Origin of the sequence: Novosphingobium sp., from assembly GCF_041915465.1 — a bacterium.
In the GTDB taxonomy this organism is placed as follows: Bacteria; Pseudomonadota; Alphaproteobacteria; order Sphingomonadales; family Sphingomonadaceae; genus Novosphingobium.
Genome location: NZ_JAYSBK010000002.1, coordinates 41,257 through 60,319, shown reverse-complemented (window position 1 = coordinate 60,319; position 19,063 = coordinate 41,257). Strand labels below are relative to the sequence as shown.

The 19,063-nt window shown below is 66.1% G+C and carries 26 protein-coding genes; 11 read left to right on the top strand and 15 right to left on the bottom strand.

From position 1 onward, the window contains the following. Positions 1 to 9: 9 nt before the first annotated feature. Genes ACE3SN_RS00935 through ACE3SN_RS00925 form a run of 3 tightly spaced genes read left to right on the top strand, consistent with a single transcriptional unit; the run spans position 10 to position 1,112 of the window. Positions 10 to 381 carry a response regulator gene (locus tag ACE3SN_RS00935; protein WP_374526859.1) on the top strand — a complete coding sequence of 124 codons (372 nt, stop codon included), beginning with the start codon at positions 10 to 12 and terminating at the stop codon, positions 379 to 381. 24 nt (positions 382 to 405) lie between these two features. Continuing rightward, entirely contained in the window at positions 406 to 843 is a 438-nt protein-coding gene (locus ACE3SN_RS00930) for a chemotaxis protein CheW (protein ID WP_374526858.1), read from the top strand. Then, positions 843 to 1,112, top strand: coding sequence for a hypothetical protein (locus tag ACE3SN_RS00925; RefSeq protein WP_374526857.1), 270 nt, complete (start codon positions 843 to 845; stop codon positions 1,110 to 1,112). Before ACE3SN_RS00930 ends, ACE3SN_RS00925 begins: the two co-directional genes overlap by 1 nt. A 10-nt stretch (positions 1,113 to 1,122) precedes the next feature. Here ACE3SN_RS00925 and ACE3SN_RS00920 read toward each other — a convergent pair whose 3' ends face one another. Genes ACE3SN_RS00920 through flgB form a run of 15 tightly spaced genes read right to left on the bottom strand, consistent with a single transcriptional unit; the run spans position 1,123 to position 12,630 of the window. Next, a complete protein-coding gene (locus ACE3SN_RS00920) occupies positions 1,123 to 2,280 on the bottom strand; it encodes a glutathione S-transferase family protein (protein ID WP_374526856.1) in 1,158 nt (385 codons plus the stop codon). A 26-nt stretch (positions 2,281 to 2,306) separates the two neighbouring features. Further along, on the bottom strand, positions 2,307 to 2,990 hold the full coding sequence (locus ACE3SN_RS00915; RefSeq protein ID WP_374526855.1) for a DJ-1/PfpI family protein: 684 nt from the start codon (positions 2,988 to 2,990) through the stop codon (positions 2,307 to 2,309). Between the two features lie 41 nt (positions 2,991 to 3,031). Beyond that, entirely contained in the window at positions 3,032 to 3,877 is an 846-nt protein-coding gene (locus tag ACE3SN_RS00910; protein WP_374526854.1) for a flagellar motor protein MotB, read from the bottom strand. A gap of 3 nt (positions 3,878 to 3,880) precedes the next feature. Beyond that, positions 3,881 to 4,744, bottom strand: a complete 864-nt coding sequence (gene motA / locus ACE3SN_RS00905; protein WP_374526853.1) for a flagellar motor stator protein MotA — start codon at positions 4,742 to 4,744, stop codon at positions 3,881 to 3,883. Positions 4,745 to 4,788: 44 nt separating this feature from the next. Then, complete coding sequence (locus tag ACE3SN_RS00900) at positions 4,789 to 5,709, bottom strand: flagellar biosynthesis protein FlgL (RefSeq protein ID WP_374526852.1); 921 nt, start codon at positions 5,707 to 5,709, stop codon at positions 4,789 to 4,791. A gap of 20 nt (positions 5,710 to 5,729) precedes the next feature. Continuing rightward, the gene (flgK, locus tag ACE3SN_RS00895) at positions 5,730 to 7,067 is read right to left on the bottom strand and encodes a flagellar hook-associated protein FlgK (protein ID WP_374526851.1); all 1,338 of its coding nucleotides are present in this window, start codon (positions 7,065 to 7,067) and stop codon (positions 5,730 to 5,732) included. A gap of 3 nt (positions 7,068 to 7,070) precedes the next feature. Next, positions 7,071 to 7,367, bottom strand: a complete 297-nt coding sequence (locus ACE3SN_RS00890) for a rod-binding protein (protein ID WP_374526850.1) — start codon at positions 7,365 to 7,367, stop codon at positions 7,071 to 7,073. Further along, positions 7,364 to 8,461 carry a flagellar basal body P-ring protein FlgI gene (locus tag ACE3SN_RS00885; RefSeq protein ID WP_374526849.1) on the bottom strand — a complete coding sequence of 366 codons (1,098 nt, stop codon included), beginning with the start codon at positions 8,459 to 8,461 and terminating at the stop codon, positions 7,364 to 7,366. The genes ACE3SN_RS00890 and ACE3SN_RS00885 overlap by 4 nt, the downstream gene beginning before the upstream one ends. Before the next feature lie 10 nt (positions 8,462 to 8,471). Beyond that, complete coding sequence (locus tag ACE3SN_RS00880) at positions 8,472 to 9,140, bottom strand: flagellar basal body L-ring protein FlgH (protein ID WP_374526848.1); 669 nt, start codon at positions 9,138 to 9,140, stop codon at positions 8,472 to 8,474. 3 nt (positions 9,141 to 9,143) lie between these two features. Further along, on the bottom strand, positions 9,144 to 9,932 hold the full coding sequence (gene flgG, locus ACE3SN_RS00875; protein ID WP_374526847.1) for a flagellar basal-body rod protein FlgG: 789 nt from the start codon (positions 9,930 to 9,932) through the stop codon (positions 9,144 to 9,146). 33 nt (positions 9,933 to 9,965) lie between these two features. After that, entirely contained in the window at positions 9,966 to 10,706 is a 741-nt protein-coding gene (locus ACE3SN_RS00870; RefSeq protein WP_374526846.1) for a flagellar basal body rod protein FlgF, read from the bottom strand. 25 nt (positions 10,707 to 10,731) lie between these two features. Continuing rightward, positions 10,732 to 11,544, bottom strand: a complete 813-nt coding sequence (locus ACE3SN_RS00865) for a flagellar hook-basal body protein (RefSeq protein ID WP_374526845.1) — start codon at positions 11,542 to 11,544, stop codon at positions 10,732 to 10,734. 22 nt (positions 11,545 to 11,566) lie between these two features. Next, positions 11,567 to 11,884: a flagellar hook assembly protein FlgD gene (locus ACE3SN_RS00860; protein WP_374526844.1), complete on the bottom strand. Its 318-nt coding sequence runs from the start codon at positions 11,882 to 11,884 to the stop codon at positions 11,567 to 11,569. Beyond that, the gene (gene flgC / locus ACE3SN_RS00855) at positions 11,881 to 12,279 is read right to left on the bottom strand and encodes a flagellar basal body rod protein FlgC (RefSeq protein WP_374526843.1); all 399 of its coding nucleotides are present in this window, start codon (positions 12,277 to 12,279) and stop codon (positions 11,881 to 11,883) included. The genes ACE3SN_RS00860 and flgC overlap by 4 nt, the downstream gene beginning before the upstream one ends. 3 nt (positions 12,280 to 12,282) lie before the next feature. Beyond that, the gene (flgB, locus tag ACE3SN_RS00850; RefSeq protein WP_374526842.1) at positions 12,283 to 12,630 is read right to left on the bottom strand and encodes a flagellar basal body rod protein FlgB; all 348 of its coding nucleotides are present in this window, start codon (positions 12,628 to 12,630) and stop codon (positions 12,283 to 12,285) included. 198 nt (positions 12,631 to 12,828) lie between these two features. On the opposite strand from flgB, the gene ACE3SN_RS00845 reads away from it, so the two are divergent. The 8 genes from ACE3SN_RS00845 to ACE3SN_RS00810 all read left to right on the top strand — a co-directional run bounded on the left by ACE3SN_RS00845 (position 12,829) and on the right by ACE3SN_RS00810 (position 19,063). Continuing rightward, complete coding sequence (locus ACE3SN_RS00845) at positions 12,829 to 13,530, top strand: MotA/TolQ/ExbB proton channel family protein (protein WP_374526841.1); 702 nt, start codon at positions 12,829 to 12,831, stop codon at positions 13,528 to 13,530. Then, positions 13,527 to 13,979 carry a hypothetical protein gene (locus ACE3SN_RS00840; RefSeq protein ID WP_374526840.1) on the top strand — a complete coding sequence of 151 codons (453 nt, stop codon included), beginning with the start codon at positions 13,527 to 13,529 and terminating at the stop codon, positions 13,977 to 13,979. The genes ACE3SN_RS00845 and ACE3SN_RS00840 overlap by 4 nt, the downstream gene beginning before the upstream one ends. Further along, positions 13,976 to 14,518: a flagella basal body P-ring formation protein FlgA gene (locus ACE3SN_RS00835; RefSeq protein ID WP_374526839.1), complete on the top strand. Its 543-nt coding sequence runs from the start codon at positions 13,976 to 13,978 to the stop codon at positions 14,516 to 14,518. Before ACE3SN_RS00840 ends, ACE3SN_RS00835 begins: the two co-directional genes overlap by 4 nt. A gap of 82 nt (positions 14,519 to 14,600) precedes the next feature. After that, positions 14,601 to 14,903 carry a flagellar biosynthesis anti-sigma factor FlgM gene (gene flgM / locus ACE3SN_RS00830; RefSeq protein WP_374526838.1) on the top strand — a complete coding sequence of 101 codons (303 nt, stop codon included), beginning with the start codon at positions 14,601 to 14,603 and terminating at the stop codon, positions 14,901 to 14,903. Then, positions 14,900 to 15,259 (top strand): flagellar protein FlgN, encoded by a 360-nt coding sequence (locus ACE3SN_RS00825; protein WP_374526837.1) that lies wholly within the window; start codon positions 14,900 to 14,902, stop codon positions 15,257 to 15,259. Before flgM ends, ACE3SN_RS00825 begins: the two co-directional genes overlap by 4 nt. Positions 15,260 to 15,327: 68 nt before the next feature. Further along, positions 15,328 to 16,182, top strand: a complete 855-nt coding sequence (locus ACE3SN_RS00820) for a lytic transglycosylase domain-containing protein (protein ID WP_374526836.1) — start codon at positions 15,328 to 15,330, stop codon at positions 16,180 to 16,182. Then, entirely contained in the window at positions 16,179 to 18,311 is a 2,133-nt protein-coding gene (locus ACE3SN_RS00815; protein WP_374526835.1) for a flagellar biosynthesis protein FlhA, read from the top strand. Before ACE3SN_RS00820 ends, ACE3SN_RS00815 begins: the two co-directional genes overlap by 4 nt. Continuing rightward, the gene (locus ACE3SN_RS00810; protein WP_374526834.1) at positions 18,308 to 19,063 is read left to right on the top strand and encodes a sigma-70 family RNA polymerase sigma factor; all 756 of its coding nucleotides are present in this window, start codon (positions 18,308 to 18,310) and stop codon (positions 19,061 to 19,063) included. The genes ACE3SN_RS00815 and ACE3SN_RS00810 overlap by 4 nt, the downstream gene beginning before the upstream one ends.

Sequence of the window (19,063 nt, the reverse complement as noted above, 5' to 3'; positions counted from 1 at the left end):
GGTGCACCGATGAACAAGACCACCCGTATCCTGACGGTAGATGACAGCGCCAGCATGCGCGCTTTGCTGAACCACGCCCTGTCGAGCCGGGGCTTCGACGTTGTCCAGGCCGACGATGGCCAGGCTGCGCTCGAATGGCTGGCCGCGAACGAGGTCGATGTCGTGATTACCGATATCAACATGCCCCGCCTGGATGGCTTCGGCCTGATCGAGCAGCTTCGCTCCGGATCGCGTCACCGCGATCGCCCGATCCTGGTGCTGACCACGGAAAGCTCCGACGAGAAGAAGGCGCGCGCGCGCTCCGCTGGGGCCACGGGCTGGATCGTCAAGCCGTTCGATCCGGACAAGCTGGTCGCGGCCGTGCGCCGCGTCGCCCACTGAGCCCCCGGGAAGGAGGACAAGTCCATGCAGATGGAACTCATCACGTTCGAGGTTGCCGACCAGTACTTCGGGCTGGACATCATGGCCGTGCGCGAAATTCGCGCCTGGACGCCCACCACGCCGCTGCCGCAGGTGCCGGCCTATGTCGCGGGCGTGGTCAACCTGCGCGGCACCGTGCTGCCGGTGATCAACCTCGCCGCGCGGCTGGGCTGGAAGCCGACCGAGGCGACCGCGCGCAACGCGATCATCGTCGCCCAGTTGGCCGGGCAGATCTCGGGCCTGATCGTCGACGCGGTAAGCGATATCGTCACGATCGAGCAGTCTGCGTTGCAAGCTCCGCCGGCTGCCGGGGCTGGCCAGATCAACCGCTTCGTCACCGGGCTGACCGCGATCAACAACCGCATGGTGATGGTACTCGATCTCGACGCGCTGGCTTCCGACGATCTGCAAGAGGCAGCGTGATGCAGGCGCGCACCCGCCAGCAGATCCAGCGGATTTCGACAGTCCTGGCCGAACTGGCGCAAGAGGTCGAAGACCTTGGCGGACGGCTGTGCGCCGATCCGGCGGTGCTGCACAAGCACATTGCCGACCTTCAGGCGATCGACCTGTTTGCCCAGAAGCTGACCTCGCTGAGCCACCTGCTCGATGCCGACTGTCTCGTTACCGCGGCCCATTCGCTGCGCCTGGAAGAGCTGCGCCAGCGCCTGCACCCGGATACGTTGCCGGGTTGAGCATGGACGGCTAGGCCAGCACCAGCACGTTGGCCTCGCGCGCGATCGGCCGTCTGGTCGTCAGCGCCATCGTCGCGGTTCCACCGGTGCGTTCGAGCAGGGCTGACAAACGTTCAGCCGCATCGCCTTGCAGGGCACTTGCCGCTGCCTGCGCCCGGGCAAGGTGCCAGAGCGAGTGGGGGTGGCTAGCCCGCTTCATCTCGATGCCGCGCCAGCTGAAAGTGATCCGCCCGACATGAGGGTGGACCTGTCGCGCGCCGTCATGGCTGACCAGCGTGCCCGGCGCGGGATCTTCAAGCCCGGCAAGCCAGCGGTCGAACTGCGCCGCATCTTCGGCGAGACCCGGTCCCCATTGGGCAAACGCCGTGCGCAGCACCGCTTCGAGCGTCTCGGGGATCGCATCGTCAGCCGGATAGGTGCCGCTCTGATCGGCATAGTCGCCGTCGGGAATGACCGCGCTGTTCATCCGTTCGGTCCAGCGCGCGACGTTCGGGGCTTCGGTTCGCATCAGGAAGGCAGGCACCGGATCGCGCGCGAGGTGGGCATAGAGCGGGGCCATGAGACCGAAGTCGGCCAGGCTCGGCCTGCCGCCCAACAGATAGGGATGGGCGCGGAAATGCTGCTCCAGAACGGCCAGCAGTTCACGGTAGCTGTCCTCCATCGCCGGGATCACTTCGGGACGGACCCCGAGGTTGGGCAGGAAGCCGTTGAACCTGTCCATCACCATGCCCGCCATGGCGAGCCGCTGGTCATAGGGCAGGGTAGTGGGGACGGCCCGGGCGAATTCGGTGCGCAGGAATTCTTCCTGCTCGGCGCGGAACGACCAGCGGTAATGCATGGCCAGCGGCAAGAGATAGTTCGATCCGAATGCGTCGATGAAATGGGCGACAACGCCTTGGACGTCCCCTGCCGGATGCAGCTCTTCGCCTTCGCCCTGCGCCTCGATATGGTCGATGATCGCGCTGGTATCCTGGATCAGTTCGCCGTCGGGAGTTTCGAGCACCGGGATCACCATGTGTCCGACTTTGGGCACGACCTCGCCGATGAAGCGCGGGTCGGATGCCATCCGCTCCTCGAAGGGTACGCCCTTCTTGATGAGATAACTGCGCGCCTTGCCTGCATAGAGCGAGTGCGGCAGGCCCCAAAGCGTATAACGCCCGTTGGCCATGATGGTGATCCTCCCAGTTGATAATTTTAGGGTGTGAACCCTAATCTTTTCGCTGAGGCAATCAAGGCATCCTTTCTGCCCGGTGCGAGCCGGTTCGCGCGCTCGGTGTAGACGGCCACCAGTTCCGCTCCTGCCTTGTCGGGGTTGCCAGCGGAAAAGGGCGGGGCGGGATCGTATTCCAGCGCCAGCTGCACCGCGCGCGCCGTATCGTCGTCCGCAATCCGCGCCATCAGCGCCAGGGCAAAGTCGATCCCAGCCGTCACCCCGCCGCCGGTCACCCGGTTGCGATCGAACACGGTCCGCGCCTGTACCGGCTCGGCCCCGAACAGGCCGAGCATGTCGTGCCAGGCCCAATGAGTCGTCGCCTGATAGCCCCTCAGCAGCCCCGCCGCGCCCAGCACCAGTGCGCCGGTGCAGACGCTCGTCACCCACTCGGCCTTACTGCCGACTTCGCGCACCCAATCGAGCGCGGGGTCGTGATCGATCACCTGAGCGATGCCCATGCCGCCCGGAATGCAAATCAGGTCCGCGCGGGGCATGCTGGCAAAGGTTGCGGTAGGCAGAATCGAAAACCCGGCGTCGGTAGGCACCGGATCGAGGCTGTCCCACACCAGGTCGACCCTGGCGCCGGGCAGACGCGAGAGGAACTGGACCGGGCCGGTCAGGTCAAGCTGGGTAACGCCGGGGAACAGAAGGAAAGCTAGCTGCATGGCCGCTTTCCTCGCATTTCCGGCTCAGCGCATCAACCGGCCTATCTCATCAGCAGGATCGAGATGCGACGGTTGCGCGGATCATCGGGCTTGTCGCGAACCAATGGCTCGCGGTCGGCCACGCCCTCGATCTTGCGGAACCGTGCCTCCGGGATGCCTTCGCGCATCAGCGCCTGCCGGGTCGCTTCGGCGCGTCCGGCCGATAGCGACCAGTTGTTTGCCCCAAGACCGCCCTTCCACGGTAGCGAATCCGTATGGCCGCGGATCGAAATCCCGCCGGACTCCGGACCGACGATCAGGGCGATCGCGTTGAGCAGTTCCGCCGCTTCGGGCGTGAGCACCGTGGTGCCGAGCTGGAACATCGAAAAGTCGGCATCGTCAACCAGATCGATCCGGATTCCTTCGGTTGTGTCGATCAGCCGAACTTGCTTGGCCAGGCGGGCCAGTCGGGGGGAGGTCTTCAGCTTTTCCGCCAGCTTGCCTTGCATCGACTGGATGCGTTTGGCCCGTTCGGCGCCTTCCTTCGGCCCGCCCGTGGTATCGCGCGGGATGCTCATGGTCTGGGTGCCGGTCTGCCCGGCGCGGTTGGGATAGTTGTCGACGTCGGTGATCGAGGAACCGCCCAGCATCCCGTTCGAGCCCGCGCTCTGTTCCTTGAGCTTGACCAGCGTCGGGGTGAAATAGTCGGCGATCCCCTTGCGCTGCTTTTCGGTGGTTGCCCCCAGCAGCCACAGCAGCAGGAAGAAGGCCATCATTGCAGTCACGAAGTCGGCATAGGCCACTTTCCACGCGCCGCCATGATGGCCGCCTTCGACCACGGTGATCTTCTTGACGATGATTGGCGGCGGCGGCTCGTTCTTGCCGCGCCCATCCTTTTTTGCAGCCATGGCTCAGCGTCCCCGCAGCGCATCGAGCAGTTCGGACAGACCCGGCCGGAAATCGTGGCCCAGCCCCGAACGCGCGCCTTCGACGACGAGCGGCTGGGGCCAGCCGTGCAGGCTGGCGATGATCACCTGCTTGACCGCGTGGAAGATCTGTTCGTCGGCTTCGAGCACCTGCTTGAGCCGCCCGGCGAGCGGCGAAACCATGCCATAGGCCAGCAGCACGCCCATGAAGGTGCCGACCAGCGCCGAACCGATCATGCCCCCCAGGATCGCCGGCGGCTTGTCGATCGAGCCCATGGTCTTGACCACCCCCAGCACCGCCGCAACGATCCCCAGGGCGGGCAGGGCATCGGCGAGGTTGGAGAGCGCGTGCTGCGGTTCGTGCAGCTCGTGGAAATGGGTTTTCATCGCATTGTCCATCACCTCTTCGACCGCGTGAACTTCAAGCGCGCCCGACGAAACGACGATCAGGGTCAGCGTGTCACAGATCAGAGCAACCAGCGCCTTGTTCGCCAGCAGCCGCGGAAATTCGGCAAAGATGGCCGAGGTGGAAGGGTCGGTGACGTGCGATTCCAGCGCGACCGGGCCTTCCGAGCGCAGCAGCTTCATCAGCTTGGTGGTCAGGATGATGACGTCGATATGGTCCTGCTTGTTGTGTACCGGGCCCTTGAAGATCTTGGCGAAGGAGCCGCCGATCGCCTTCAGGCCATGCAGTGAATTGCCGGTGATGAGCGCGCCCACGGCCGCGCCGCCGATTATCAGCATCTCGTGCGGGATGGCCTCCATCACTGGGCCCAGCGCGCCGCCCGTTATGGCAAAGCCGCCGAACACCATGACCAGCAGGACAACGATACCGATCACCGCGTACATTCAACTAACCCCCGGAATTCAGAACAGATATGGACTGCGGCGCCTCAGCGCAGCAGATCGAACAACGATAGCGAGGCGAGCTTGGTGAAGCTGGCCTGGCTGGCCTCAAGCACGGTCATTGCCTGCTGCAATTGGGTAATCGTGGTGGCGATATCGGTGCCGCCGACATCGGCCTGCTCCTGCGCGCGCAATTCGCTCTGCGCGGTGCGGCGCTGGTCGACCAGGTCGATCCAGTTGAGCCGCGCGCCGACCACGGTCTGTGCCGTGGTGATCGTGTCGAGCCCGGTGTCGAGCGCGCCCAGCGCGTCTTTCGCGGCGGCGGCGGGGTCGGTGCCGCTGACCTTGCCCTGCAAGGCGTCGGCCAGGCCCTTGACCACGGCGATCAGGTTGGTCGGATTGCCGTTCACCGCGAAGTTGAGGAATTCGGGCCCGGTCAATCCGCGGGTCACCGTCTGTCCGTCGCCCAGCGGCAGGTCGGTGGCGGCGGCCGTGCCGACATAGGCGGCAATGCCATTGGCATCGATGCTGTAGGCATCGCCGGTCGCTTCGCCGCCAAACAAGGCGTGTCCGGCACTGTCGCGGCTATTGGCAAGGCGCACCATCTCTTGCTGCACCTGGTCGATTTCAACCCCGATAGAATTGCGCTGGGCCTGGGTTAGCGTACCCGAGGCGGCCTGGGTCGCCAGTTCCTGCGCGCGGGTGACATAGCTGGCAAAGGTCGAAAGCGCGCTGTCCGCCAGGGTCAGGTCGGTCGATGCGCGTGCGGCGACTGTGGTGTCGATCGCGGCAAACCCGTCGGACCGCTGGAGGCTGCGCAGGCGCGAGGCGGCGACGGGATCGTCGGAGGACCGCTGCAATCGCTCGCCGCTGCTCACTGCGGTCTGCAACGCTTCGGCGCGCGCGCGCAGGCTCGACAGGCTCTGCGAGGAGCGTTCGTAAAAGGCGGCGGTGCTGACGTTGCTCATGGCATTGTTCCTTCAGGCGCTCATTTCAGCGCCAGCAGCGTGTCGAACAGATCGGAGGCAACCTGCATCGCCTTGCCGTTGGCCTGGAAGGCCTGCTGGTAGCGCACGAGGTTGACCGCCTCCTGGTCGAGATCGACCCCGGCCTGTTCGCTGAGTGCGATCTTGGCCGAACTGGCAATGGTGGAAAGGGCGTCGCTCGTCACCTTGCTGCCGGCGACCGCGCTGGAGACGGTGAACAGCAGACTGTCGAGCTGGCCAGAGATGTCGTGGCTATCAAGCGCGCCGCGCAAGGCGGCAAGGTTGGTGCTGTCGCGGCTGTTTGGAGCGGCACCCAGCGGCGCAGTCGCGATCAGGCTGCCCGAGGTGAGTGCAAGGGCGATCCCCGCCGCACCCGAGCCGCTGAAGAAGGGCTGCCCGGCGCTGCCGTCAAGCGCGGCCCCGGTGGCCTGGGCACCATTGGCGGCAGCGATCAGATCGTCGGCAATGCCGTTCAGCGTGGCGCGGTTATCGCGCACCGCAGTCAGCGCTTGCGCTTGCCCTGCCAGCGAGCCGGATGAAAGGGTAACCGGGCTGCCGCCGAGCGTTAACGAGATGAGCCCGTCCGCGTCCGTCGCCATGGCCAGGGTGTTGGCATTGCCGCCGGCCACCAGCGCCGGAGTGGCCAGATCGCCGAGCCGGACCTCGACCGTCTGGTCGCTGGCGATCGTGGTCTTGATTTCGCCATATTGCGACAGCTGCTGGAGCATGTTGTCGCGCGAATCGAGCAGCTTGGCCTGGTCGCTGCTGCCCGGTGTGGCGCGCGTCAGCTGCAGGTTGACCCGCGCCAGTTCCCCGCTCAGCAGGTTGATCTGGTTGATCCCGTCGCTGGCTTCGAAGCGCAGGCCTTCGCCAACCGTATCAAGGCTTTGCGAGGCGATATTGAATGTCTTGGTGAGGGTGCGTGCGTCTTCCAGCGCGGCGGCGCGCAGCGACGTGTTGGTCGGATCGGCGGCAAGCTGACTGAGCGAGGTTTCGAAGGCGGTCATCGCCGGATAGACGCCCGCCTGCTCGACAGCGGCTTCGATGTTCTGAAGCCCGCCCAGTTCGGTGCTGGCGCGCTGGGCGTCGGCACCGGTGCGGCGTACTTCGGCCTGGCGGAACAGATCGGCGTTGCGGACGAGTGTATCGACCCGTACGCCTGACAGCGACAGGTCTCCGACCCGGCTATAGCTCAGCGACGAGGCCATCTCGGCCAGGTTCAGGCTGCGCCGGACATAGCCTTCGGTGCCGGCATTGGCGATGTTCTGCGCGGTGATGTCGAGCGCGGCGCGCGCCGCCTTGATGCCGCTCGAGCTGATCGTGAACAGGTTGCTCGCCATGGCCTAGCCCTCCGGCTCGATGAAGCGCGAAAGCTGCGCCTCGATCTGGGTGGCAAGGCCGAACGATCCGCTCTTGGCGGCGATGTCGGCGAAGTTCTCGTCCTGCATGGTGCGGAAGGTGTCCATCGCCTGCCCGCCGAACAGGCCATCGCCGAACGAGGTCTGCCGGGCCGAGGCGAGCATCTGGCGCACGAAGATCGCTTCGAATTGCTGCGCGGCGGCGGCCAGTTTCCGCCGGTCGTCTCCCTGGGCGGAGACGAGGCTGCCAGTGCTGAGCGAGGGTGACGATATTGCGGTCATATCACCACCATTTCCGCCTTCAGCGACCCGGCCTGCTTGAGCGCTTCGAGGATCGCGACCAGGTCCGACGGGCTGACACCGAGCAGGTTGAGCGCATCGACCAGCTTGGCAAGGCTCGCGCTGGGCTTGAATAGGACGACGTGATTGCCTTCCTCGGTGGCCGAGAGGTTGGAATTCTGCTGGGTTGCGGTCTGGCCCCGGCTGAACGGCGCGGGCTGGACCACGGTCGGGTCTTCCTCGATCCGTACGGTCAGCTTGCCGTGGCTGATCGCGGCTGGGTATAGCCGAACCGCGCTGTTGATGACGACGGTGCCGGTGCGGCTGTTGACGATCACGCGCGCGGGCGTTTCCGCCGGGGTCACATCGAGCATTTCGATCGAGGCGATCATGCTGGCGCGTGTATCGGCGCCGGGCGGCAGGCGCAGGGCGAGCGTCACCCCGTCCTCAACCGTCGCGGTTCCAGGCCATTCGGTGTTGATCGCGTCCTTGACCCTGGTTGCGGTCATGAAATCGGCCTGGAACAGGTTCCAGCGCAGCACGTCGCCGCTGGCAAAGCCGGTATCGACCGCACGTTCGACGCTGGCACCATCGGCGATGCGGCCAACGGTCGGGATATTGACCGTCAGTTTCGATCCGTCCGCGCCCGAAATGCCAAGGCCGCCCACGGCCAGGTTGCCCTGGGCCATGGCATAGATCTGCCCGTCCGCGCCGTAGAGCGGGGTGAGGATCAGCGTGCCCCCGCGCAGCGACTTGGCCTTGCCGATCGCCGAAACGGTAATGTCGATGTGCTGACCGGGCTTGGCAAAGGCGGGCAGGTCGGCGGTGATCATCACCGCTGCAGCGTTCTTGAGGCTGGGATTGATCCCCGGCGGAAGCTGCACGCCAACCCTGCCCGAAACCCCGCGCATGGCAAGCGTCAGGTATTCAAGACTATCGTCGCCCGTGCCGGGCAGGCCGACGACGATGCCGTAGCCGGTGAGCTGGTTCGAGCGCACGCCCTGGAACGCGCCAAGATCGCGCACGCGTTCGGCAAGCGCCGGGGCGGGCAGGATCGCGGCGGCGAGGAAAGCGATGAGGGTCATCAGGCGCAACATGATATTCTCCTCAGAATGGACTGATCATGTTGAAGAACTTGCTGAGCCAGCCTTCGCGGCTGGCGCGGCTGACGGCTCCGTTTCCGGCATATTCGATCCGCGCATCGGCGACGCGCGACGAGGCGACCGTGTTGTCCGCCGTGATGTCGGCGAGCCGCACGATCCCGGAAAACTGGATCCATTCCTGGCCCTGGCTCAGCAGCAAGCGCTTTTCTCCGCGAACCAGCGCGGTCCCGTTTGACCGCACTTCGACGATGGTGACCGATACCTCGCCGGCGAGCGTGCTCGTCTGCGTGGCATTACCCTGGCCATTGAACGACGATTGGCTTGAAGCGTTAAGGGCATCGGGTTTGAGAAAGCTGAGCGGACCGGAAGCCGGAGGCGTGATCGAGGCACTGCCTGCACGCTGGGTCTTCGACCCCGCGGACTTGGATGTGCTGGTCGTTTCGACCAGCACGATCGTCAGTGGATCGCCAACCGCATGGGCGCGGTAGCCATCGTAGAGCGGCGCGTAGCCGGCGGCGGCGTTGAAGATCGAACCATCGGCTGCGCGCGGCGCCGGGGCGGGGGCGGGCAGGGCCGGTTCGAACCCCGGCTTGGGCTTCGACTTGGCGAGGGCAGCCGGGGCGAAGGCCGGGCTGGCCAGCGCCAGCGCGATCATGAAGGTCAGCTTGCGCATGGCTTACAACGTCTGGTTCGCGTTCTTGAGCATCTCGTCTACGGCCGAGATCATCTTGGAATTGATCTCGTAGGCGCGCTGACACTCGATCATGTCGACGAGTTCCTCGACCACGTTGACGTTCGAGGCTTCGAGCATGCCCTGGCGGATCTGCCCGCGTCCGGCGTCTCCGGCGACCCCGATCTGGGCGGCGCCGCTCGCCGCCGTTTCGCCCAGGAAATTGTCGCCCAGTGCCTGCAGGCCGGCCGGGTTGGTGAAGGCGGCGATCGTGATCTGGCCGAGCTGAGTCGGTTCGGACTGGCCCGAAATCGTCACCGACACGGTGCCGTCATTGGCGATGGTGATCGCGCTTGCCCCTTCGGGAATGGTGATCGGCGGCTGCACGGCATAGCCCTGCGAGGTGACTAGCTGCCCTTCGGCCGAACGGGTAAAGTTCCCTGCGCGGGTATAACCGAGCTTGCCGCCCGGCAGCTGGATCTGGAAATAGCCCTCGCCATCGAGCGCGAGGTCGAGCGAGTTGCCCGTGGTCGACAGCGTCCCTTGCGTGGTGATCGACGTGGTCGACTGGATGCCCACCCCGGTGCCGAGGTTGAGCCCCGTGGCATAGGCCGTTTCGCTCGACGATTGCTGTCCGGCGACGCGCGCGTCCTGGTAGGTCAGGGTCGAGAAGTTCGCGCGGTCGCGCTTGAACCCGGTGGTACCGATATTGGCGAGGTTGTTCGAAATAACGCGCATCCGCGTATCCTGGGCCTCAAGGCCGGTGCGGGCGACGTGAAGGGCAGAAGAGGGCATCGGGAATTCCTTTGTTCGGGGTCGTCAGGCGCGTCAGCTCAGGCGCATCAGGCTCGCGCCGCCTTCGTCGAGTTCCTTGGCAGTCGCGATCAGCTTGGTGCGCATGTCGTAGAGCCGCTGGGCTTCGACCATTTCGATCAGGACCTGGCTCGGCTGGACGTTCGACTGTTCGAGCGTGCCGGTGAGCACGCGGGCCGAGGCATCGACCGGCAGCACCCCGCCGCCGACCACCCGGAACAGCCCGTCGAGGCCCTTTTCGATCCGGCTGCCGCGCCAGTTGGCAAGCTTGATGGTGTCAAGCTTGACCAGCGGGGCCTCGGGATCGGTCTTGCTGGCCATCAGCACTGCGCCGTCCGGTCCGATCGTGATGTCGCTGCCCGGCTCGACCGCAATCGGGCCGTTCTCGCCCAGCACGGCCGTGCCTTCGCCGTTGACCAGCAGGCCATTGGGCGAGATCGAGAGGTCGCCGCGCCGGGTATAGGCTTCGCCGCCATCGGGCGCCTGGACGCCGAGCAGGATGTCGCCCTGCAAGGCGATGTCGAGCGGCCGACCGGTCTCGATCGACGCGCCCGCGTCCATCTGCGCGCCATAGACGGCGGCGTCGGTCATCGCCCGCACCTCGAGGCTGGGGCCCTGCAGCGTCATCGGCGTGAACTGCATGACCTCGCTGCGAAAGCCGATGGTCTGCGCATTGGCCATGTTGCTGGCGATCATCCGCTGCCGCGCCATCGAGGCGGACATGCCGGTAACCGCGGTCCAGATCAGCCGGTCCATTCGCTATCTCCTTGCCGGATCAGGCTCAGGTCCGCAGGTTGATGATCGTCTGCGACAGCTGGGTCGCGGTATCGATCGCCTTGGCATTGGCCTGGAAATAGCGCTGGGCCGTGATCAGCCCGACCATTTCCTCGGCGATGTCGACGTTCGACTGTTCCAGGCTGCCCGACAGGATCGTGCCGAAGCGGGCCGAACCGGGCTGGCCATAGGTCGGCGCGCCCGAAATGCCGGTGGAAAGCCAGTCCTGGCTGCCGACCTGCAGCAGGCCGCCGGGCGAGACGAAGTTCGCGAGGGCGACCTTGCCGACCTCGCTCACCGAACCGTCGGCGTAAGAGGCGACGACCGAACCGTCCTGCTTGATCGTGACGGCGACGAAGTCCGACCCGGCGGCATTGGTCAGCGGGGCCTGGCCATCCTGCGGAGTGGTCGAGGTAACGGTGCCGCTGGCATCGACCGGCAGGATCTGCACGCGGTTGCCCGAGGTATCCACGACATAGCCCGAGCCATCGAGTGAGAAATTGCCGTTGCGGGTGAAGAAGGTCTTGCCCGAGATCGGGCTGACCTTGGCAAAAAAGCCTTCGCCGTTGATCGCCATGTCGAGCGCCGAGCCGGTCTGCTGGATCGGTCCCAGCGAAAAGTTCTGGTCGACCGACTGCACGGTCGAGCCGATGCCCTTGACCAGCTTGGGGTTGGTCGAGGCGCTGCCGGCGACGATGTCGGCAAAGTTGATGCGGCTCTTCTTGAAGCCGGTGGTTTCCGCGTTGGCGAGGTTGTTCGAGATGACCGAGAGTTCGGTCTGGGCGTTCTTGAGGCCGTTAAGCGAAGTGTAGAAGGACATGGCGGTTCTCCGGCGTGCGGGGTTAAGCGGTAGGTGAAGTGCTGGCCGCGGCGGCCTGGGCGGCTTCGGTGGCGGCGTTCTGGGCCGACACGACCTGGTCGAGCTGGGCCGAAATCGCCTTGAGGTTGCCGTTGATGTCGTTGATCCCCGAGAGCGAGGAGAACTGCGCCATCTGGGCGATCATTTCCTTGTTATCGACGGGTTCGAGCGGGTCCTGCATCTTGAGCTGGGTGGTCATCAGCTTGATGAATTCGCCCTGGCCGAGCGTCTTGCTGGCGGCAGAGCCGGCGGCGGCGGAGGTGTTGGCCGCATTGGCCGAGGTTATGGAGCTAACGGTCATTTCATCCTCAGGGTTTCGAGCATCAGCTGCTTGGCGGTGGACAGGGCTTCGACCAGGTTCTGGTACTGGCGCGAGGCATCGAGCATCTCGACCATCTCGGCATTTTCATCGACCGGGGCGGTCCAGATATCGCCGTTGGCGTCGGCCAGCGGGTGATCGGGGTTGTGTTCCTTGATCGGTGCTGCGCTGGAGCGCTCCACGCCCGCGACGCGCACGGTGGAAAGGCCGGTCGAGCGGTCGAGGTCTTCGGCAAATACCGCACGGATCGGGCGATAGGCTTCGCCCTCGCTGCTCGCGACGGAACCGGCGTTGGCGAGGTTCGACGAGGCGGCGTTCATCCGCACCAGCTGGGCCGACATGCCGCGCTGGGCGACATCGAACAGGGAATAGGGCATGGTCTATTCCCCCTTCAGCGCGCGGGTAACAGTTTCGACCCGCCCGCGGATGAAGCTGAGCGTGGCGGTATAGGCCACGACATTTTCGGAAAAAGCGGTCTGCTCCGTCGCCATTTCGACCGTGTTGCCGTCCATGCTGGGCATGACGGGCACGCGAAAGCGGGTGGCCTGACTGACGGCCTGATCGGTGCCCGCGCCTTGCGAGCTGGCCTTCAACGCGGCGGCGAAATCGAGATCGCGGGCCTTGTATCCAGGGGTCCCGGCATTGGCGATGTTCGAGGTGATCATGCCCATCCGCTGCGAGCGCAGCTCGAGGGCGACCCCATGAATTCCAAACAGGCTTTCGGCCATGGTCGTGGCTCCGGTTCAATTGCGTGCCCGTGTCCTCGCAAATGCCGTGCCAATTTTCGCAATGGCGCAAATCCGCGCGTTTCGAAGGAGGGGCTGGCACTTGACCGGCAAAGTGTTGCCGCCGACCGGCAAATGTCGTCCGCCCGCTGAAATCGCGCCGCCGCTGCCGTTCTTGGGTGTGGAAGGAAGCCAAGCCCCATGAACCTGATGAACCTGATCGACGGCCCATCCGCTGCCATTGTGCTGGGCGGAACGCTGGTCGCAACCTGGTTGCGGGCGGGCAATCGCGATTGCCGCACGACGCTGCGCCAGCTTTGCCAGCTGGGCCGTCGCCGCTTCGATGCCGCTGCGACCCGCGCCGAACTGGCATTGCAGGTGCAGGAAATCCGGCAAGACGGCCTGCTGCGCGCCCAGCCGCACCGGTTTGGTGACAGCGAGTTCGACGATGCGACCGATGCGCTGATCGGCCGCCGTTCGGTCGGCGCGCTGATCGAGGCGCACGAAGCGCACCGCGCGCGCCGCATCGCGCAGAGCGAGCGCGCGGTGCGCACGCTGGCGCAGGCGGCCGAGCTTGCGCCGGTCTTCGGTCTGGCGGGAACGCTGGTTTCGCTCAGCCAGCTTCCGTCCGAGGGGCTGGCGCGCGGGGCTTTTATGGGCACGATCTCGATGGCGGTGGTGACGACGCTTTACGGCCTGCTAGCCGCCAACCTGGTCTTCGCGCCGCTCGCCCGCATCCTTGAGCGCGCAGCCCAGGCGGAAGAGGCCGAGCGGCAGGAGGTGATCGACTGGCTCGCCGCGCAGGTCAGCGAGGCGCTGCCGGTTCAGCGCAGGCAGAGGCGCGAGTATCCAGGGTCGCTAAATGGCGACTTGCCGCCCTACGATATCGAGAGCGCGGCGTGATCGCGCGGATGGGCAGCGGCTGGCAAGTGGTGCTGGCCGACCTGTCGATGATCCTGTTCATGATTACCGCCGCCGCCGTGGCAGAGGCCCCGCCGGATTCGCCGGCTCCAACCGCACTTGCCGCAAAGCCATCGCTGCCCGCGCTCGCCGCGCCGGTGGCGTTGTGGCAGGGCGGGGCAGGGGCGCCGCCGCTGGCCGACTGGCTCAAGACCCAGCCTGCCGATCCGCGCCTGCGACTGACGATCGTTGCCCCCTTGGACCGGGCTGAGGCAGCGCTGGCCCTGTCGCGCGCGGCGGGGCGATCCGCGCGCATCGTGCTGGAATCGGACCTCGCCGGGCCGCCGGTTGCCGCGCTCACCTATGACCAGGCAGAACCGGGTGCGCCCGGGCTGGCACAGCCCTTGCAGTCTCAGTCGGCAAACCTTCCCGCCAAGGAGCCGAACCGATGAACACCCGCTTTCCCCTAAGGCCGCTGATGGCCGGCCTTGCCGCCACTGTAATGGTGGCGGCAGTCCAGCCCGCCCGCGCGCAGGCGCTTGCCGATCTTGCCGCGATCGACCGCGCCGTGGCCGACTTCACCGGCGCGCCGCTGGGCACGGCTGGTGGCGCGGCCTATCCGGTCGACCGGCGGCTGCGGCTCAATCCCTGCACGGTTCCGCTGTCGCTCAATTGGTACGGCGCGCGGCAGGATAGCGTTGAAGTGACCTGTCCGATGACCGGCGGGTGGAAGCTTTACGTCCCGCTTGTCGCGGCTCCGCGCGCGGCCTCGGCTGCCGCCGAGCCGCCTGCGGTGACGCGCGGCGATGCGGTGACGATCACGGTGAACGGCGACGGCTTCGCCGTTTCGCAAAGCGGCGAGGCGCTTGAAAGCGGCCCTGTCGGCGCCTGGATCAAGGTGCGCGGGCTGTCCGACAAGGCCCCGGTAATCCGCGCGCGGGTGATCCGCCCGGGCCTCGTCGGGGTCGATCTCGGCAACGCTGTGCCGTGAAGCGGCATCTTTCTGCCGGGGGGGCTTAAACACTCAAGGCAGGTGCCGTCCTAGTTGCTGAGAAGCAATTAGGAGCATTGTCATGCCCCCCATCGAACTTGGACCGTCCGGTCCCCACGCGCCCCGCGCCGTTGGCGGTGTGGATGCACGGATCGTCAAGACTGCCGCCGACGCGCCCGAACGGCGCACCGGCGCTGCCCCATCGGCCGCGGGCTCGACCACGGTCGTGCGCAGCGATGCGCTCGATGCGGGCGCGCCGCCGATCAATGCCGAACGCGTGACCGAGATCCGCAAGGCGATCGAAAACGGCAGCTATCCGGTCATCCCGATGCGGGTGGCCGATGCCATGATTGCAGCGGGCCTGCTGCTGAGGAGCGAAAAATGAGTGCCAGCGGCAACCTTCGTGAAAACCTGCGGCAGATGATTGCCGTCCTGCAGGCCGAACGGCAGGCGTTTGCCGGGCTCGACCTTGACGCGATCATGGGCTGCACGCGCGACAAGATCGCGCTGTGCGGCACGATCGACGAATGTGGCCCTTTTGTCGATGGCAGCGAAATCGATGAGGAATGCCGTGGGCTGCTCGACGCCGCGCGCCGTTTGAACGAGGTAAACCGCCAGGTTCGCAACCTGATCGCCGCCAATGTCGCCTCGCGCCTTGATGCCCTGACCGGCGGCCCGGCGCTCTACAAGGCGGGCGCGGTGCAGCGTCCGGCCTATGGCTATGCGGGGCCGCGCAGCTGATCCACTGCGCAGTTTGGCACGACCCTTGCTGAAGTCCGGAGCGAAGACACTCGTTCCGGGAGCTGGGCGTGAGCCAGACCGTACCAAATGCCGTAAATGCCTATGCTGCCGCGCCCGCTCGTCCGGACGTACAGGGCGCGATTGCCAATGCGTCGGCGGCAACGGGCATCGATTTCAGCTATCTGCTGGGACAGGCCAGGATCGAATCCAGCCTTGACCCGGCTGCCCGCGCCTCGACCTCCAGCGCGGCCGGCCTGTTCCAGTTCACCTCCTCCACCTGGCTGCAGATGGTTGACCGGCACGGCGCCGAATACGGGCTTGGCTGGGCCGCGGGTGCGATCGACAATGGCAAGGTGGCGGATCCCGCCATGCGCGAGCAGATCCTCGCGCTGCGGTTCGACCCGCAGATTTCATCGCTGATGGCCGCCGAACTGGCGTCGGAAAACAAGGCTGCCCTGACCGGGGTGCTCGGTCGCGAACCCGATTCGAGCGAACTTTACATGGCGCATTTCCTGGGCGCGGAAGGTGCAGGCCGGTTCCTTACCGCGCTGGCCGCCGATCCCACCCAGAGCGCGGCGGCCATCCTGCCGCGCGCGGCCATGGCCAATCGTGCGATCTTCTATACCGATAGCGGGGCGCCGCGCAGCGTCGGTGAAGTCATGGACCTGATGCGCACCCGCATGGCCGGGGCGATGGGCGATGGCGCGATGCCGGCCGGGACCACCGGTTGGGCGGCCTATGACGGCCAGTTCTATGGCGGCCAGCAATACGGGTCGCAGTGGGCCGGCGCCCCCGCGGCTCAGGCTCCGGCGCGGCCGTCCATGGCCGAAACGCTGGCCGCAACCTTTGGTCCGGCCGACGGTGCCGGGATGCCAGGGCACGTCCGTTCGGCCTATGGCAAGCTGCAGGCGTTCGGGCTGTGAGCGCGCTGAACTTCAAGGCGCTCGGCCGCTTCAACCCCAGCGCATTCGCGCTTCCGGCGGGGATCCTGACGCTCATCTGCCTGATGATCGTGCCGACCCCGGCGGTGCTGCTCGATGTGTTCTTCGTGCTCAACATCGCGCTGTCGGTGGCGATCCTGATGGCTGCGATGAACGCGGAAAAGCCGCTCGATTTCTCGTCCTTCCCTTCGGTCCTGTTGTTCGCGACGTTGCTGCGTCTGGCGCTCAACGTCGCCTCGACCCGCGTCGTGCTGGTCAACGGGCACGAGGGCGGGGCGGCTGCGGGCCACGTGATCGAAGCCTTCGGCGCCTTCCTGATCGGCGGCAATTTCGCGGTCGGCCTGTTCGTGTTCATGATCCTGATGATCATCAACATGGTGGTCGTGACCAAGGGCGCGGGCCGCGTTTCGGAAGTTTCGGCACGTTTCACCCTCGATGCCTTGCCGGGCAAGCAGATGGCGATCGACGCCGACCTTGCCGCCGGGCTGATGGGCGCGGACGAGGCCAAGGCGCGCCGCCGTGAAGTGGCGACCGAGGCCGACTTCTATGGCTCGATGGACGGTGCCAGCAAGTTCGTGAAGGGCGATGCGATCGCCGCGCTACTGATCCTGGGGGTCAATATCATCGCGGGCTTCTGCCTTGGCATGATCAGCCACGGGCTGAGCGCCGGGGAAGCGGCGGAAAAGTATGTCACGCTGGCGGTTGGCGATGCGCTGGTGGCGCAGGTGCCGGCGCTGCTGCTGTCGATCGCGGCGGCGGTGATCGTCACCCGCGTGTCGGACAGCCGCGACCTTGCGGGCCAGATCGGCGGCCAGCTGGGCAGCCCGGGCACCTGGCTGCCGGTTGCGGTGATTCTGGGCGCCATCGGTGTGATCCCGGCAATGCCGCAGACGATCTTCCTGCCTGCTTCGGCCCTTGCCTTCTGGCTTTGGCACGCGCTGAGCAAGCGTGCGGCGCGGCCCGTGAAGGTGGAGGAGACCGCTCCGCCGCCCGATCCCGGCAGGATCACTCTCGACGACGTGTCGGACCAAACGCTGGTCACGGTCGAGTTGGGCTATGGCCTGGTCCACCTCGTCGATGACCGGCGCGGATCGCCGCTGGTCGCGCGGATCACAGGCGTGCGCAAGCAGATCAGCCAGGCCTTCGGCTTTGTCGTGCCGCAGTTCCGGGTGCGCGATTCGATCGACATGGCGCCCAACGACTATCGCATCATGCTGGGCGGGGTGCCGCTGGGCGGGGGGACGATCCGCACCGACAAGATCCTGGCGATCGATGCGGGCGAAGTGCGCGAAGGCCACCGCCTGACCGGCGATCCCACGCTCGATCCCAGTTTCGGCTGTCCGGCCCTGTGGATCGATCCGGCCCTGCGCGACCATGCGATTGCTGAAGGGTTCCTGACCGTCGATGCCAGCACGGTCATCGCGACCCATCTCAACCAGCTCTTGGGCGAACGTCCGCAGGCGCTGCTTGGCCCCGACGAGGTCCGCGCGATCATCGACCGCGTGAAGGAGCACTCGTCGGGCCTGATCGAGGCGATCCATCCCCAACCGCTTTCGCTGGCGGCGCTAACGCGCCTCTTCCGCGCGCTGCTGGAAGACGGGATCCCCATCGCCCATCCGGTGCCGATCCTGTCCAGCCTGTCGGTCGCGGTGCAGCAGACCACCGATCATGACCGGCTGGTCGAACTGTTGCGTGCGGACTTGGGCGGCCTGCTGGTCGGGCGGATTTGCCCGCCGGGCGAGCGGCTCCCGGTCATCACCCTCGATGCGCAGCTCGAAGCCGCGATTGTCCAGGGCCTGACCGATCCTTCTACTGGCCAGCCCGTCATCGAACCCGATCTCGCCCGCACCATCGGCGAGCACGTTTCCGGCCTCGTTGCGAGTCGCGGAGGCGGGGCATCGCCGCTGGCGCTGATCGTCCAGCCGCGAGCACGCCGCGCGCTTGCCGCCTTGCTGCGGATTCGCGCGCCATCGGTGCTGGTGCTGTCGATTTCCGAACTGCCCGTCTCGCAGCCGATCGAGGTCGTTGCCGTGATTGGCGGTCCGCAGCCGCCACAGGCCGCGCTTCCGCAACCCCATGCCATTCCCGAAACTGAAAGTGCTTACGCATGATCCAGGATCACAAGAGCTTCTCTCCGCGCGCCGGTGCCCGCGCCGCTGCGCAAGACGCCTATCGGGCCGATGCGGCCGACCGGATTCGCCGGTTTGTGCCGATGGTCCGGCGCCTCGCCTGGCACGTTCACGGCGGTGGGCGGCCCGGAATCGAGTTGGAAGACCTGATGCAGGCCGGCATGGTTGCGCTGACCGAAGCCGCGCAGCGCCACTCCGGGCCGGGTGAGGACGGCTTTGCCGCCTATGCCAAGCTGCGGGTGCGCGGCGCGATGGTCGATCTGATCCGCCGTCACGTGCCGTTGTCACGCGGCGGGACCGAACGGCGGCGGCAGTTGCGTGAAAAGGAGCGCGTGCTGAGCGCGGCGCTGGGGCGCGAACCCAGTGTTGCCGAACTGGCCGAAGCGATGGGGATGGGCGAGGCCGAGCTTGAGGCAATGCGCTCGTCAAGCGAGCCCCTGCGCTTCGAATCCATCGACGAGGTCTATTCCGACAGCGACATCGCCTTTGCCGACCAGCGGCCGGACAGTCTCGAATTGCTTGCCGGGGAAGAAATTCGAGAATCGGTCGCAAGTGCCATTTCCGCCCTTCCGGAGCGCCTGCAACTGGTTGTGCAGTTGTACTTTGTCGAAGAGCTAAACCTTTCGGAAATAGCCGAAACCTTGCAAGTTTCGGTCCCTCGGGTGCACCAGCTCAAGGCCCAGGCAATCGACAAGCTCAAGGCCTCGCTGACGGGGATTGCGGACATCATCTAG